We start from the raw sequence: 13,991 nt of genomic DNA, 5'->3' as shown, positions 1-13,991 counted from the left end.
CATTTGCGGCGGGCTGAACGGGCCCGCCGCTACACCATCTTCCGCTGCCCCTCCTGCGCGATGCGCTCCAGATACGCACAAAACATGTCCGCCATCGAATCGGCGTAATCCTCGATCTGTTCCTGAGTTCGGGGCGTTTGTGAAAACGCCTTTCCTGCACTGCTGAACGTACTGGTGATCAAATCCGCTGCGCGGCAGCGTGCGGTGTCCTCGGTATCGGGCAACACTTCCTGCATGAACAACCGAATGGCCGCTGCCCCCTGCTCCTTGACTTCAAGCGCTTCCGGAGCATGGCGATAGAGCGGCGCGGCATCGTCCAGTGCGACGCGCATGTCGGCTTCTTCGCATTCCGAGCGGATGAACGCATGCACCAGGTTTCGCAGCCGCTGAAGAGGCGGAAGTGAGGTGTCTTGCAGAAGGCTGTTGAGCAGGTCGAAGGTCTGTTGCCATTCGTCGCTCTGCAGTCTGAACAGGATGGCGGCCTTGTTCGGGAAGTATTGATACAGCGAGCCGATGCTCACACCGGCCTTCTCGGCGACCCGCGCAGTGGTGAAACGGCTGGCACCTTCCTTGGCCAAAACCTGAGTAGCGGCTTCGAGAATGATCGAAATTGATGCCTCGGAACGGGCCTGTTTGGGCTTTTTGCGCAATGAAATCGCAGGGTTGCGGGCGTCGGTCATGGCAGCTCGGGAATGCGATTATTAAATGTGAGTGATTCGTCGCATTCTAATCCGGCGTTGCGATTGGCGCACCGTTCAACCTCGGAGTTCCACATGAATACCTTGACGACATCTCCTGTTGCCCCTCTCCTTGAGCGTTTGTTCAACCACGCATCCGAGCGCTCGCCCATGACCAGCGCTCAGTTGTCTGACTTTTCCCAAGAAGATGTCGGGCGCCTGATGCGCAGCAAGACCGACTATCTGGATTTCTATGGCCGCCTGAAGGATTTCCCGCTGGCTGTTTCCCGTGAAACCGGCGCGCTGCTCTACATGTTGGCGCGCAGTTGCAACGCCCGTACGGTCGTTGAGTTTGGCACCTCGTTCGGCATCTCGACGCTGCATTTGGCCGCTGCATTGCGCGATAACGGTGGTGGTCTGCTGATCACCAGCGAGTTTGAGTCCTCCAAAGTCGCGCAGGCGCGGAGCAACCTGAGCGCAGGCGGCCTGCTGGACCTTGTAGAAATTCGTGAAGGCGATGCGCTGAAGACGCTGGGCAAGGACCTCCCTGAATCCATCGATCTGGTGCTGCTCGATGGCGCCAAGGCGCTCTATCCCGAGATCCTGAGTCTGGTGGAAAGCCGTCTGCGGCCTGGTGCACTGATCATTGCGGACAACGCGGATTACGCGCCGGACTACCTGGCGCGGGTTCGCTCGGTGGAGCAGGGGTATCTGTCGATCCCGTTCGCTGACGAAGTCGAGTTGTCGATGCGCCTTGGCTGAAACGCGTGGGGCGTTAAGTGAACGCTCAACAGGTAACGTGATACATTCGCCGCCGCTTTGCGCTCTGCCTGGCTTTGGCAGACAAGCGCGCGGCGAAATCATCATTGATGCGTGCACAACGATGCATGCACCGGGCTGGAAACTTCATGACCGTGAGGGTTTCCCGCTTCATTTGTTGCCTGTTGTTCAGGTGTAAACTCGACGTTCGCGCTCACGCGCATTCAGGTCCTGAAACATGACACAGATTTCCGAACGCCTTCTGGTCCAGGCGCACCTCGACGCCAAGCAGCCCAAGACGCTGACACCGGAAGAAGAAGCCGAATACCGTCGCCTGATCGCCGACGAGCTCAAGGCTCAGGACGCGGTGCTGGTTGCCCATTATTACTGTGACCCGGTGATTCAGGCGTTGGCGGAAGAGACCGGCGGCTGCGTGTCCGATTCGCTGGAAATGGCCCGCTTCGGCAAGAATCATCCGGCCAAGACCGTGCTCGTGGCCGGTGTGCGTTTTATGGGAGAAACGGCGAAAATTCTGACCCCTCAAAAGCGCATTCTGATGCCGACGCTGGAAGCGACCTGCTCGCTGGATCTGGGCTGTGGCGTCGACGAATTCACGGCGTTCTGCGACAAGCATCCCGAGCGAACGGTGGTCGTTTATGCCAACACCTCGGCGGCGGTCAAAGCCCGTGCTGATTGGGTGGTCACTTCAAGCTGTGCGCTGGAGATCGTCGAGAGCCTGATGGACAACGGCGAGAAAATCATCTGGGCGCCGGACAAGCATCTGGGCCGCTACATTCAGCGTGAAACCGGGGCTGACATGTTGTTGTGGGACGGCGCGTGCATCGTTCACGAAGAGTTCAAGTCACGGCAACTGGAAGACATGAAGGCGCTGTACCCGGACGCGGCGATTCTGGTTCACCCCGAATCGCCGGAGTCGGTGATCGATCTGGCCGACGCGGTGGGTTCCACCAGCCAATTGATCAAGGCCGCGCAGACGTTGCCGAACAAGACGTTCATCGTGGCGACCGATCGCGGCATCTTCTACAAAATGCAGCAGTTGTGCCCGGACAAGGTCTTCATCGAAGCACCTACTGCCGGTAACGGCGCCGCGTGCCGTAGCTGCGCGCACTGCCCGTGGATGGCGATGAATACGCTGGCGCGCACGCTGCAGTGTTTGCGGGAAGGGACGAACGAGATTTTTGTCGACCCGGCGATCATTCCTCAAGCGGTGCGGCCGTTGCAGCGGATGTTGGATTTCACCCAGGCAGCGCGGTTGAAGCTTTCCGGTAACGCCTGACCGTCGTGGTGGCTCGGCGTCGGTCTGTCGCTGACTCAACACCTTCCTTGTGGGAGCCGGCTCGCTGGCGAAAGCGTCAGTCCAGACACTGATATAGCGACTGAACCACCTCATTCGCCAGCAAGCCGGTTCCCACAAGGCTTAGTTCATCATTTCTTTGACGGCTCGTTCCTGCGCGATGATTTCCTGCTGCCTTGCATCGATTCGCGAGGCCAGTTGGAAGTTGTTGTTCGCCCGGCGTTTGGCGAATTCAAGCTGTTGAACGGCTTGCTTGAAATCGCCCATCAGCGCGAAATACTCGGCGCGGGCCTGATGTGAGCCGATGGTGTTGCCGGACAAGCCACGAGCATCGGCCACCTGGTTCCAGATGTCAGGGTCGTCGGAGCGGCTCTTGAGCAGGGTTTCCAGTGCTTTCAGTGCTTCGGGGGCCTTGGACTGTTTGAGCAGTACATCCACTTTCGCCTGATTCAGCGGGTAATCGTCCGGGTACAGGTCCAGCATCCGGTTGACCCGCTGTTGTGCATCGGGAAAACGATTGTTGGTGATGTCCAGATTGATCATCGCCAGGTTATACGTGATGTTGTCCGGCGCCTTGTCCAGCAGTGGCTTGAGCGAGTCGCGCGCCTCGTTCAATTGCCCTGCCTTGGTTTGGGCAAGGGCGAGGCCGTAGCGGGCCGCGTCATTTTTCGGGTTTTCAGCCAACTGGGCACGGAAGCGTTTGGCGGCAACTCCCGGCGTTTCTTCGTAAATCAGAATCACGCGAGAGCGCATCAACTGGTAGGCAAGGCTGTCTTCCTTGCCGCCCGGTTTGGCCTGTTCCGCGCGGTTGCGGGTGTCGGCGATACGGGATTCGGTCACCGGGTGACTCATCAGGAATTCCGGCGGTTTGGCGTCGTAACGGTACTGGCGGGCCAGACGTTCGAACATGGTTGGCATGTTGCGAGGGTCGTAACCGGCTTTTTCCAGATTGAGGATACCGATGCGGTCAGCCTCAGCCTCGTTTTGCCGCGAGAAGCGCGCCTGCTCTTGAATGGCCGCCGCCTGCGTACCGGCGATGGCGGCAATACCGGCGTCACCTGCACCTGCCGCCGCCATGACGATACCGGCCAGCATCGCGGCCATCACCGGCACCTGCATGCGTTGCTGCGCCTGAACGCCGCGGGCGAAGTGGCGTTGTGACAAGTGAGCCAGTTCGTGGGCCAGCACTGCGGCGTATTCGCCTTCGGTTTCCGCGTGCAGGAACAGGCCGCCGTTGACCCCGATGATCCCGCCAGGCGCTGCGAAGGCGTTGATTTCCGGGGTGTTGATCAGGATGAATTCGAGGCGGCGATCCTGCACCTGGCTGGTTTCCGCCAGGCGATAGACCGAGGTTTCGACGAAGTCCTTGAGTTGCGGGTCTGACAGTTGGGCAACTTGTGCACGCAGCAGCCCAAGCCAGGCGCGACCCAGATCATGCTCCTGTTGCGGTGAAACAATGGAGGAACTGGCGTCGCCGAGGGAGGGCAGATCATCCGCGAAAGTCGGGGCTGCCATGAGGCAAGCGAGCGTCAGCAGTGCGGGGCGCAAAAAAGTCATGCACGAAACTCTGAGACAGAAAGTCGTTACTGTAGCTGTCTCAATGGCTTGCTGACCAGAGTGGGGTATTCTTGCAAGCGTGTATGTCTGTTGTTCTTCATCTTATTTGCAGTTTCTGTGTAAATGGATGTGTCTGCCCGGAGAGAAATGATGTCTGACGCTGTACTGCCGCCTGCCGTTTGCGATGCCGAGTTGGACGCCAGTGGCCTGAATTGTCCGCTGCCACTGCTCAAGGCCAAGATGGAACTCAACCGTCTGGCCAGCGGCGCGGTGCTTAAAGTGACAGCCACCGATGCCGGTTCGCAGCGGGATTTTCGTACCTTTGCCAAGTTGGCGGGCCATGCGCTGTTGCACGAAGAAGCGGTCGACGGCATTTATCGTTATTGGTTACGTAAAGCCTGATCGTATTGACCTTTTAGCTTTTCATTTCATCGCCCCAAGGATCATTGATGTTCAAAGTGCTTCGCGACTGGATGCAGCGCTACTTCTCGGATGAAGAAGCGGTGGTGCTGGCGGTGCTGCTGGTATTGGCGTTCACGATAGTCCTGACATTAGGCGGCATGCTGGCACCTGTGCTGGCGGGGTTGGTGCTGGCTTTTCTGATGCAGGGGATGGTGGCCCAACTCGAACGTTTCCGCGTGCCCGAAGGGGGAGCCGTCGGGTTGGTGTTTGCGCTGTTCATGGGGGCGCTCGCGCTGTTTCTGCTGGTGCTCGTGCCGTTGCTCTGGCATCAGATGATCACCCTTTTCAATGAACTTCCGGGCATGCTCGCCAAGTGGCAGTCGTTGCTCTTGCTGCTGCCGGAGCGCTATCCGCATCTGGTGTCCGATGAGCAGGTGCTTCAGGCCATCGAGGCCGCACGCGGGGAAATCGGAAAATTCGGTCAGTGGGCGCTGACGTTTTCCCTTTCCAGCCTGCCGCTGCTGGTCAACATGATGATCTATCTGGTGCTGGTGCCGATTCTGGTGTTCTTCTTCCTCAAAGACCGTCGGATGATTGGCCGCTGGGTGCGAGGTTATCTGCCGCGTGAGCGTACGCTGATTACCCGTGTGGCTGAGGAAATGAACCGGCAGATCGCTAACTATATTCGCGGAAAAGTCATCGAGATCTTCATTTGCGGCGCAGTGACCTACATCGCATTCGTGGCGATGGGGCTCAACTATTCGGCATTGCTGGCGATGCTGGTGGGGATTTCGGTCGTGGTGCCCTATGTCGGCGCTGTGGTGGTGACCGTGCCGGTGGCGTTCATCGCGCTGTTTCAGTGGGGTTGGAGCGATCAGTTCATCTATTTGATGGCGGTCTACGGCATCATCCAGACGCTGGACGGCAACGTGTTGGTGCCGCTGCTGTTCTCGCAAACCGTGAGCCTGCACCCGGTCGCCATTATCTGCGCGGTGCTGTTGTTTGGCGGGTTGTGGGGATTCTGGGGGATTTTCTTCGCCATTCCGCTGGCGACGCTGTTCAAGGCCGTTCTGGATGCCTGGCCGCGTAATGAGCCGACAGTGGCGCCGTTGTTGTAACTCACTGGATCGAAACCTGTGGGAGCCGGCTTGCTGGCGAATGCGGCGGGTCAGCTGATTTGAGTCATGACACACCGTTTTCGCCAGCAAGCCGGCTCCCACAAGGTCAAAGCTGCGCTCAGGCTTTGTTGAGCGCCTGAGCCGCTTCCAGCACCGCGTCCACATGGCCCGGCACTTTCACGCCACGCCATTCCTTGCGCAGCACGCCTTCCTTGTCGATCAGAAAAGTGCTGCGATCAACGCCCAAGTATTCCTTGCCGTACAGCTTTTTCAGTTTGATTACGTCGAACAGCTGGCACAGGGATTCGTCCTTGTCCGAGATCAACTCGAAGGGGAACGCCTGCTTGGCCTTGAAGTTCTCGTGGGACTTCATGCCGTCGCGGGACACACCGAAGACCACCGTGTTGGCGGCCTTGAACGCCTCGTATTGATCACGAAAACCCTGGCCTTCGGTGGTGCAGCCGGGGGTGCTGTCCTTGGGGTAGAAGTAAATGACCACTTGCTGGCCTTTCAGCGCCGACAGGCTGACCGCCTGCTCGCTGGTGGCCTGCACTTGAAAGTCGGGAACGGGCTTGTCCAGTTCAACTGCCATTGGGGCTTCCTTACAGAGAGGCTTACATAGGCGCCTGGGGGCGCCAGGGTTCGATCAACGCGTCGAGATTGAGGGCATCGGCGAAATCCAGAAACTGATCGCGCAGCCAACTGATCTGGGTGCCTGCCGGCAGGGTCACGGTAAACGTCGCGTTCAGCATGGTGCCGCCAGTCTGTGGTGCCTGATAGGTGTCGCAGATCAGGTTTTCCAGCTCGACATGATGATCGATGAAAAACTGGCACAGCTCATTGATGATGTCCGGGCGATACGCCGAGCTGACATAAGCCACGTAAGGCAGCGCCTCTGGACGATTGTCCAGCGTAGAACTGCGTACCACATTGACGGTGAAGGCGTGTTTCTTCGAAAGATTCGGCAGACCGGTTTCCAGACGTGCCAGCGCGTCCCAGCTACCGGAGACCTGCAGCACCAGCGCGCTGCATTCGCCATGGCGGGTGAGGCGCGAGCTGACGACCGAGCAACGGGATTCATGGCTGGCGCGGCACAGGACGTTGGTCAGCTCCATTGGGTTGGCGCCAAGGGCACTGATGACAAGGAATTGTTCGCGAACTGTGGGGATGGACGACATGCAGCTTTCCTAAACGATGAGCGGTCGGTACGTTCCTGGCCGGAGTGCAGGGATCTGTGAGGGCGAGCGTCTCGGTCCGCTCCCGGTTCGTCATCGCGCATTGCCGGTGTGAATCGCTCACATCAGGCGAAAGCGGGGCTGGAACGGGGTTTGGGGCGACGAAAGCGATCAGTCGAACGAACTGCGTGGATGAGCTGTACCGATCAAAGACCGAAGGGTAGCGAAAACCGTCGCTCAGGGGAATGCTCGCCTTGTGCAAGGACCATGGCGCCAGTACCATTACCGCTCTCTTTTTCCGGCAGGAGCGGTTTGCATGATTGCGGGCAGTATGGTGGCACTGGTCACACCTATGGATGCACAGGGGCGTCTTGACTGGGACAGCCTGAGCAAACTGGTGGACTTTCACCTGAAAGAGGGCACCAACGCCATCGTCGCCGTCGGCACGACAGGCGAGTCCGCGACCCTCGACGTCAACGAGCACATCGAAGTGATTCGTCGCGTGGTCCAGCAAGTCGCCGGCCGCATCCCGGTGATCGCCGGTACGGGCGCCAACTCCACCCGCGAAGCCGTGGAGCTGACCACCAACGCCAAGAATGCCGGTGCCGATGCCTGCCTGCTGGTGACCCCGTACTACAACAAGCCGACCCAGGAAGGCCTGTACCAGCACTTCAAGCACATCGCCGAAGCCGTGGACATCCCGCAGATTCTGTACAACGTGCCGGGCCGCACCTCGTGCGACATGAAGGCCGAGACCGTGATCCGCCTGTCGAAGATCAAGAACATCATCGCCATCAAGGAAGCCACTGGCGACCTGCAGCGCGCCAAAGACATCCTGGCCGGTGTCGACAGCGATTTCCTGGTCTACTCCGGCGATGACGCCACTGCGGTCGAGCTGATCCTGCTCGGCGGCAAGGGCAACATTTCCGTGACCGCCAACGTCGCTCCGCGCGACATGGCCGAATTGTGCAAGGCCGCCATCGCTGGCGACGCTGCCACTGCCCGTGCCATCCACGAAAAACTGATGCCGCTGAACAAGCAATTGTTCATCGAATCGAACCCTATCCCTGTGAAGTGGGCCTTGCATGAAATGGGTTTGATGCCGGACGGTATCCGTCTGCCGCTCACCTGGCTCAGCGAGTCCTGCCACGAGCCGGTACGTCAGGCCCTGCGCCAGTCCGGCGTATTGGTTTAATGAGGAAGCACTACGCAATGAAGCGACTGGCCGGACTTTCCGCACTAGCCCTGATCATTTCCAGCACCAGCGGTTGCAGCTGGCTGTTTGGGCAGGACGGTTACTTCCGTGATCGCAGCAGCGATTACCTGGAAGCGACCCAGAAACCCCCGATGCAATTGCCTGAAGGCATTCAGGAAGCCAAACGTCTGGACCCGCTGCTGCCGATCCCGCGCAACGTGGCGGACGACACCCAGAAGGGTGAGTTCACCGTGCCGCGTCCGCAGCCGCTGTCCACCGTTCAGGAGTCCGGCGACTACACCTTGCAAAAGAGCGGCGATAACCGCTGGATCCTGGCGCAACGCGCCCCGGCCGAAGTCTGGCCCGTGGCCCACCAGTATTTCGAAGACAACGGTTTCCGTATCGCCGAAGACCGTCCGCAGACCGGTGAATTCAGCACCACCTGGCAGCGCAAGGATGAACTGTCCGCAGCGGTCGCCAATCGTCTGGGCGGCGCGGGCGACAGCGCCAACACTGAAACCCGCGTGCGTGTCCGCATCGAGCCGGGCGTGCAGCGCAACACCAGTGAAATCTACATCGTCAGCGCCCAGCGTCCGGCGGGCAGCAGCGATGAGCCTGCATTCTCCTCACGCAGCGTCAACATCGGCCTGGACTCGGTCCTGACCGATGACATGCTGGCCAGCCTGAGCCGAACCGCCGAGAAAGGCGGTTCGGTGTCGCTGCTCGCCGCGCGTGACTACGACACCCCGAGCCGTGTGTCTCTGAGCGAAGACGGCAGCGGCAACCCGGTGTTGAACCTGGGCGCCGACCTCGATCGCGCCTGGTCCAGCGTGGGCCGTGCGTTGAATCAGGGTGACTGGCGCGTTGAAGACATCAACCGCAGCCTGGGTCTGTACTACATCAACCTGGCCGAGAAGGCCGACCGTCCAGAGAACAAGCCAGGCTTCTTCGCTCGCATGTTTGGCAGTGAAGAAACCAAGGAACAGAAAGAAGCCCGCGCCGAGCGCTATCAGGTTCGTCTGAGCAAGGTGGGTGACAACGTTCAAGTGACCGTCGAGAAGAACATCAACACCGTTGCGCCGACCGACGTCGCACGCCGTGTGTTGAGCGTCATTCAAGACAACCTCGGCTAAGTGCGTTTCGCGGTTCTGGGCAGCGGCAGCCGGGGTAACGGCACGCTGGTTGCGAGCAACGACACGTATGTGCTGGTCGACTGCGGTTTCTCCCTGCGGGAAGCCGAACGTCGGCTGGAGCGGCTGGGGGTCAGTGGCCATCAGCTGAGTGCCATCATGGTGACCCACGAACATGCCGATCATGTGCATGGCGTGGGTTTGCTGTCTCGGCGCTACGATGTTCCGGTTTACCTCAGCGACGGGACCTTGCGCGGTATGCGCAAGCCGGTTGAGTCGGGTATCAGGCTTCAAGGCGGGCAGGGCGTGCAGATTGGTGACCTGAACATCGATGTGGTCTCCGTGGCCCACGATGCGCTGGAACCGACGCAGTTCGTCTTCAACGATGGTCGCCGTCGTTTTGGCTTGCTGACCGATTTGGGTTCGTACTGTCCGGCGGTGCTGGGCAGCTATCAGGGGCTGGATGCGTTGATGATCGAGTCCAACCACTGCCGTGACCTGCTCGCTCGCGGGCATTATCCGTACTTCCTTAAACAACGGGTCGGCGGGCAATTCGGACACTTGAACAACCATCAGGCCGCCAGCCTGGTGAGTGAGCTGGGATGGCAGGGCCTGCAGCATCTGGTGCTGGCCCACCTGAGCAGCAAGAACAACCTGCCGCACCTGGCCCGGCAATGTTTTGTCGACACCCTCGGGTGCGACCCGGACTGGCTACAATTGGCCGATCAGGATTCAGGGCTCGACTGGCGCGAAATCGCCTGACGTCCCAACCAACTCTCAATGGGCGTTTGGCCCACGTTATTTGCAAGCGGAGCCCATCATGGAAAAACGTGAAGAACTCTACCGCGGCAAAGCCAAGTCGGTTTACAAGACCGACGACGCTGACCGCTTGATCCTGCTGTTTCGCAACGACACCTCGGCGTTCGACGGCAAACGCATCGAACAACTCGACCGCAAAGGCATGGTGAACAACAAGTTCAACGCCTTCATCATGCAAAAGCTCGAAGCGGCTGGCATTCCGACCCAGTTCGACAAACTGCTGGCTGACAATGAAGTGCTGGTCAAAAAGCTCGACATGATCCCGGTCGAATGCGTCGTGCGTAACTACGCTGCAGGCAGCCTGGTCAAGCGTCTGGGCGTCGAAGAGGGCATGAAGCTCAACCCGTACACCTTCGAGCTGTTCCTGAAGGACGACGCCAAGGGCGATCCGTTCATCAACGAATCTCACGTCGTGGCGTTCGGTTGGGGCACCGCCGAGCAACTGGCACGCATGAAAGAGCTGTCGCTCAAGGTCAATGATGTCCTGAGCAAGCTGTTCGACGACGCAGGCCTGCTGCTGGTCGACTTCAAACTGGAATTCGGTGTGTTCAGCGACGGCTCCATCGTCCTGGGCGACGAGTTCAGCCCGGACGGCTGCCGCCTGTGGGACAAGGACACCAAGAAGAAGATGGACAAGGACCGCTTCCGTCAGGGCCTCGGTGACGTCATCGAAGCCTACGAAGAAGTCGCCCATCGCCTCGGCGTCCCGCTCTAAAGCGGAAACCGTCGCAAGCGCCTGAAAAAACGCGAAAATTTTGAAAAAAGGGTTCGCGTTTTTTCAACAAGCTGTTATGATGCGCGCCGTTGGAGAGATGCCGGAGTGGCCGAACGGGACGGATTCGAAATCCGTTGTACTGGCGACAGTACCTAGGGTTCAAATCCCTATCTCTCCGCCATTACAAATGAAAGCCCCAGAAGTTATGCTTCTGGGGCTTTTTTGTTTTCTGGAAGGGACTCATGGGCGATAGCGTACTGATCAGCAAGGCAGCAGCCGTTAATCGTTGCGCATCCAGGGCTCGTGAGGAGTATGAAAAGGATCCTGCTACGTTTGCATTCGACGAGTCTCGGATAGACGCCGCAATTCTGAATATCTTGAGAGCCTGCGCCGCTGCCCAGGATATGGGGCAGCACCTCATCCGCCGAGAGAAACTGGGCGTTCCTGAGAGCGCTCAGGACGTGTTTGATGTGTTGTGCAAGGACGGGTGGGTTGAGTCTGCGCTCGCAGCTTCCATGAAAGGCGTGGTGGGTTGCAGAGATGCCGCCTGACGGCTTGGCAAGATTACAGCTCAAAACAAAGTGCGCCCAACCGGGCGCACCTCATTCTCAACGACTTACGCGTCCCAGGGACGGTCGCCGTTCTCATCCTTGATGCGGGTCGGCAGACCCATCACGTCCAGCGCCTTAAGGAACGCCTGAGCAGGCAGCTCCTCGACATTGACCATGCGCTTCACGTCCCACTCACCACGGGCCACCAGCAGGGCAGCGGCAACTGGCGGTACGCCTGCGGTGTAGGAGATGCCTTGGCTGTCGGTTTCGGCGAAGGCTTCTTCGTGGTCGGCGACGTTGTAGATGAACACTTCGCGCGCTTTGCCATCCTTGGTGCCTTTAACCAGGTCGCCAATGCAGGTCTTGCCGGTGTAGCCCGGTGCCAGCGAGGCAGGGTCAGGCAGTACGGCCTTGACCACTTTCAGCGGAACGATTTCGACGCCTTCAGCGGTTTTGACCGGTTGCTCGGACAGCAACCCGAGGTTTTTCAGCACGGTGAATACGTTGATGTAGTGCGCGCCGAAGCTCATCCAGAAACGCACGTTGGGCACGTCGAGGTTTTTCGACAGCGAGTGCACTTCATCGTGGCCGGTGAGGTAGAGATCTTGCGCGCCTACGACGGGCAGATCGTCGGTGCGTTTGACTTCGAACATGGTGTTGCTGGTCCACTGGCTGTTCTGCCAGCTCCACACTTGACCGGTGAATTCGCGGAAGTTGATTTCCGGGTCGAAGTTGGTGGCGAAGTATTTGCCGTGGGAACCGGCATTGACGTCGAGGATGTCGATCGAATCAATGCGGTCGAAATATTCTTGTTGCGCCAGGGCCGCGTAGGCGTTGACCACACCTGGGTCGAAGCCGATGCCGAGGATCGCAGTGATGTTCTTCTGTTGGCATTCTTCGAGGTGTTTCCACTCATAGTTGCCATACCAGGGCGGCGTTTCGCAGACTTTGCCCGGCTCTTCGTGGATCGCCGTGTCCAGATAGGCAACGCCGGTGTCGATGCAGGCACGCAGGACCGACATGTTGAGGAACGACGAACCGACGTTGATGACGATCTGCGATTCGGTTTCCAGAATCAGCGACTTGGTCGCTTCGATATCCAGCGCATTCAAGGCGTAGGCCTTGATCTCCGCAGGCACCTTGAGGCTGCCTTTGGCGTTGACGCTGTCGATGATGGCCTGGCACTTGGAGATGTTACGCGACGCGATGGCAATACGACCGAGTTCGTCGTTATGCTGCGCGCACTTGTGGGCCACCACCTTGGCGACACCTCCTGCACCAATGATAAGAACGTTCTTCTTCAATTTATTTCTCTCTCCTTTTCCGCCAGCTTACGAAAGGCTGGACAGGTAATCGTCGAAACCAAACTCACGAACTACCTCGACTGTACCGTCGAGTTGTTTCACTGCGATGGACGGCATTTTCAGGCCGTTGAACCAGTTCTTCTTGACCATGGTGTAGCCTGCTGCGTCGACAAACGACAGCCGATCGCCGATGGCCAGCGGACGATCAAATTGATACTCACCGAATATGTCCCCGGCCAGGCAGGATTTGCCGCACACCATGTAGGTGTGTTCGCCTTCGCTTGGGGCCAGTTTCGCATTCAAGCGGTAGATCAGCAGATCGAGCATGTGGGCTTCGATGGAGCTGTCGACCACGGCCAGGTGCTTGCCGTTGTACAGAGTGTCGAGCACGGTCACTTCCAGCGAGGCGCTTTGGGTGATCGCGGCTTCGCCCGGCTCCAGATACACCTGCACGCCGTATTTCTGTGAAAACGCTTTCAGGCGCGCGCAGAGCGCATCCAGCGGATAGCCTTCGCCAGTGAAGTGAATGCCGCCGCCGAGGCTGACCCACTCGACTTTGTGCAACAGATGACCGAAGCGCTCTTCGATGGTGGACAGCATCTGGTCGAACAGGTTGAAGTCACCGTTCTCGCAGTTGTTGTGGAACATGAAGCCGGTGACCTGATCGATCACTTTCTCGATCTTTTCCGGGTCCCATTCGCCCAGACGGCTGAACGGGCGAGCAGGGTCGGCCAGCAGATAGTCGGAGCTGCTGACTTGCGGGTTCACGCGCAGGCCGCGCACTTTGTCGGCGCAGGCAGGGGCGTGGCGCTCCAGTTGGCTGATGGAGTTGAAGATGATCTTGTCGCAGTTGGCGAGCATCTCTTCGATTTCGTCGTCTGCCCAGGCGACGCTGTAGGCGTGGGTCTCGCCTGCGAATTTCTGGCGGCCCAGCTTCAGCTCATAAAGAGAAGAAGACGTGGTGCCGTCCATGTATTGCTGCATCAGGTCGAACACCGACCACGTCGCAAAACATTTCAGGGCCAGCAAGGCTTTCGCACCGGAGTGTTCGCGCATATACGCGATCTTTTCCATGTTGCGCAGCAGCTTTTGTTTGTCGATGAGGTAGTACGGCGTGTTGATCATTTCGTGGCCTCCAGCAATGCCAGCCGAAAAAGGACGGGGATTGTGCCTTCACTCGAAGGGGATCGAAAGGGTGAAAGGAACTTTTTGCCGCTAAATGCGACGTTCGTGACCCAATTCCGCCTGTGCTGAAACATTTTGTGTTCGGTTGG

Annotated in this window: 14 protein-coding genes, 1 tRNA gene and 1 pseudogene; 10 read left to right on the top strand and 6 right to left on the bottom strand. The window is 58.8% G+C overall.

Going from position 1 to position 13,991, the window contains the following annotated elements:
- Positions 1 to 29: 29 nt before the first annotated feature.
- Positions 30 to 680, bottom strand: a complete 651-nt coding sequence (locus ACI5GA_RS09235; protein ID WP_421422610.1) for a TetR family transcriptional regulator — start codon at positions 678 to 680, stop codon at positions 30 to 32.
- Positions 681 to 773: 93 nt separating this feature from the next.
- On the opposite strand from ACI5GA_RS09235, the gene ACI5GA_RS09230 reads away from it, so the two are divergent.
- Both ACI5GA_RS09230 and nadA read left to right on the top strand, forming a co-directional pair.
- Positions 774 to 1,439: an O-methyltransferase gene (locus tag ACI5GA_RS09230; RefSeq protein ID WP_404639057.1), complete on the top strand. Its 666-nt coding sequence runs from the start codon at positions 774 to 776 to the stop codon at positions 1,437 to 1,439.
- A gap of 235 nt (positions 1,440 to 1,674) precedes the next feature.
- Positions 1,675 to 2,733, top strand: coding sequence for a quinolinate synthase NadA (gene nadA / locus ACI5GA_RS09225; protein WP_421422609.1), 1,059 nt, complete (start codon positions 1,675 to 1,677; stop codon positions 2,731 to 2,733).
- Between the two features lie 141 nt (positions 2,734 to 2,874).
- Here nadA and ACI5GA_RS09220 read toward each other — a convergent pair whose 3' ends face one another.
- Entirely contained in the window at positions 2,875 to 4,308 is a 1,434-nt protein-coding gene (locus ACI5GA_RS09220; RefSeq protein WP_421422608.1) for a M48 family metalloprotease, read from the bottom strand.
- 150 nt (positions 4,309 to 4,458) lie between these two features.
- Between ACI5GA_RS09220 and ACI5GA_RS09215 the strand changes: the two genes are divergently transcribed.
- The gene (locus ACI5GA_RS09215) at positions 4,459 to 4,710 is read left to right on the top strand and encodes a sulfurtransferase TusA family protein (protein ID WP_404639051.1); all 252 of its coding nucleotides are present in this window, start codon (positions 4,459 to 4,461) and stop codon (positions 4,708 to 4,710) included.
- 47 nt (positions 4,711 to 4,757) lie between these two features.
- Positions 4,758 to 5,828: an AI-2E family transporter gene (locus ACI5GA_RS09210; RefSeq protein ID WP_404639049.1), complete on the top strand. Its 1,071-nt coding sequence runs from the start codon at positions 4,758 to 4,760 to the stop codon at positions 5,826 to 5,828.
- Between the two features lie 118 nt (positions 5,829 to 5,946).
- Here ACI5GA_RS09210 and ACI5GA_RS09205 read toward each other — a convergent pair whose 3' ends face one another.
- Positions 5,947 to 6,420 carry a peroxiredoxin gene (locus ACI5GA_RS09205; RefSeq protein ID WP_421422607.1) on the bottom strand — a complete coding sequence of 158 codons (474 nt, stop codon included), beginning with the start codon at positions 6,418 to 6,420 and terminating at the stop codon, positions 5,947 to 5,949.
- Positions 6,421 to 6,442: 22 nt separating this feature from the next.
- Entirely contained in the window at positions 6,443 to 7,006 is a 564-nt protein-coding gene (locus ACI5GA_RS09200; protein WP_404639045.1) for a glycine cleavage system protein R, read from the bottom strand.
- A gap of 313 nt (positions 7,007 to 7,319) precedes the next feature.
- Here ACI5GA_RS09200 and dapA point away from each other — a divergent pair, with 313 nt between their 5' ends.
- From dapA to hepT, 6 genes and pseudogenes are all read left to right on the top strand, one after another.
- Positions 7,320 to 8,198 carry a 4-hydroxy-tetrahydrodipicolinate synthase gene (gene dapA, locus ACI5GA_RS09195; RefSeq protein WP_404639043.1) on the top strand — a complete coding sequence of 293 codons (879 nt, stop codon included), beginning with the start codon at positions 7,320 to 7,322 and terminating at the stop codon, positions 8,196 to 8,198.
- 17 nt (positions 8,199 to 8,215) lie between these two features.
- Positions 8,216 to 9,331, top strand: a complete 1,116-nt coding sequence (bamC, locus tag ACI5GA_RS09190) for an outer membrane protein assembly factor BamC (RefSeq protein WP_404639041.1) — start codon at positions 8,216 to 8,218, stop codon at positions 9,329 to 9,331.
- The gene (locus ACI5GA_RS09185; protein WP_421422606.1) at positions 9,332 to 10,090 is read left to right on the top strand and encodes an MBL fold metallo-hydrolase; all 759 of its coding nucleotides are present in this window, start codon (positions 9,332 to 9,334) and stop codon (positions 10,088 to 10,090) included.
- 58 nt (positions 10,091 to 10,148) lie between these two features.
- On the top strand, positions 10,149 to 10,862 hold the full coding sequence (purC, locus tag ACI5GA_RS09180; RefSeq protein WP_404639037.1) for a phosphoribosylaminoimidazolesuccinocarboxamide synthase: 714 nt from the start codon (positions 10,149 to 10,151) through the stop codon (positions 10,860 to 10,862).
- Positions 10,863 to 10,953: 91 nt separating this feature from the next.
- A tRNA-Ser gene (locus ACI5GA_RS09175) sits at positions 10,954 to 11,043 on the top strand.
- A gap of 61 nt (positions 11,044 to 11,104) precedes the next feature.
- Positions 11,105 to 11,410: pseudogene (gene hepT / locus ACI5GA_RS09170) on the top strand (type VII toxin-antitoxin system HepT family RNase toxin); the annotation flags it as partial.
- A 68-nt stretch (positions 11,411 to 11,478) separates the two neighbouring features.
- On the opposite strand, the gene ACI5GA_RS09165 reads toward hepT, so the two are convergent.
- Positions 11,479 to 12,717, bottom strand: a complete 1,239-nt coding sequence (locus ACI5GA_RS09165; RefSeq protein WP_404639035.1) for a saccharopine dehydrogenase NADP-binding domain-containing protein — start codon at positions 12,715 to 12,717, stop codon at positions 11,479 to 11,481.
- 27 nt (positions 12,718 to 12,744) lie between these two features.
- Complete coding sequence (locus tag ACI5GA_RS09160) at positions 12,745 to 13,842, bottom strand: carboxynorspermidine decarboxylase (RefSeq protein WP_421422605.1); 1,098 nt, start codon at positions 13,840 to 13,842, stop codon at positions 12,745 to 12,747.
- Between the last annotated feature and the right edge of the window lie 149 nt (positions 13,843 to 13,991).

Source organism: Pseudomonas sp. Pseu.R1, from assembly GCF_045764065.1.
GTDB lineage: Bacteria > Pseudomonadota > Gammaproteobacteria > Pseudomonadales > Pseudomonadaceae > Aquipseudomonas.
The sequence above is the reverse complement of the archived record's forward strand: the minus strand, read 5'-3'. Positions and strand labels throughout refer to the sequence as shown.

Coding starts and splice junctions, on each gene's coding strand:
- ACI5GA_RS09230 (WP_404639057.1), top strand. CDS start 774: ATGAATACCTTGACGACATCTCCTGTTGCCCCTCTCCTTGAGCGTTTG.
- purC (WP_404639037.1), top strand. CDS start 10,149: ATGGAAAAACGTGAAGAACTCTACCGCGGCAAAGCCAAGTCGGTTTAC.
- bamC (WP_404639041.1), top strand. CDS start 8,216: ATGAAGCGACTGGCCGGACTTTCCGCACTAGCCCTGATCATTTCCAGC.
- ACI5GA_RS09205 (WP_421422607.1), bottom strand. CDS start 6,420: ATGGCAGTTGAACTGGACAAGCCCGTTCCCGACTTTCAAGTGCAGGCC.
- ACI5GA_RS09220 (WP_421422608.1), bottom strand. CDS start 4,308: ATGACTTTTTTGCGCCCCGCACTGCTGACGCTCGCTTGCCTCATGGCA.
- ACI5GA_RS09210 (WP_404639049.1), top strand. CDS start 4,758: ATGTTCAAAGTGCTTCGCGACTGGATGCAGCGCTACTTCTCGGATGAA.
- ACI5GA_RS09215 (WP_404639051.1), top strand. CDS start 4,459: ATGTCTGACGCTGTACTGCCGCCTGCCGTTTGCGATGCCGAGTTGGAC.
- nadA (WP_421422609.1), top strand. CDS start 1,675: ATGACACAGATTTCCGAACGCCTTCTGGTCCAGGCGCACCTCGACGCC.
- ACI5GA_RS09200 (WP_404639045.1), bottom strand. CDS start 7,006: ATGTCGTCCATCCCCACAGTTCGCGAACAATTCCTTGTCATCAGTGCC.
- dapA (WP_404639043.1), top strand. CDS start 7,320: ATGATTGCGGGCAGTATGGTGGCACTGGTCACACCTATGGATGCACAG.
- ACI5GA_RS09235 (WP_421422610.1), bottom strand. CDS start 680: ATGACCGACGCCCGCAACCCTGCGATTTCATTGCGCAAAAAGCCCAAA.
- ACI5GA_RS09160 (WP_421422605.1), bottom strand. CDS start 13,842: ATGATCAACACGCCGTACTACCTCATCGACAAACAAAAGCTGCTGCGC.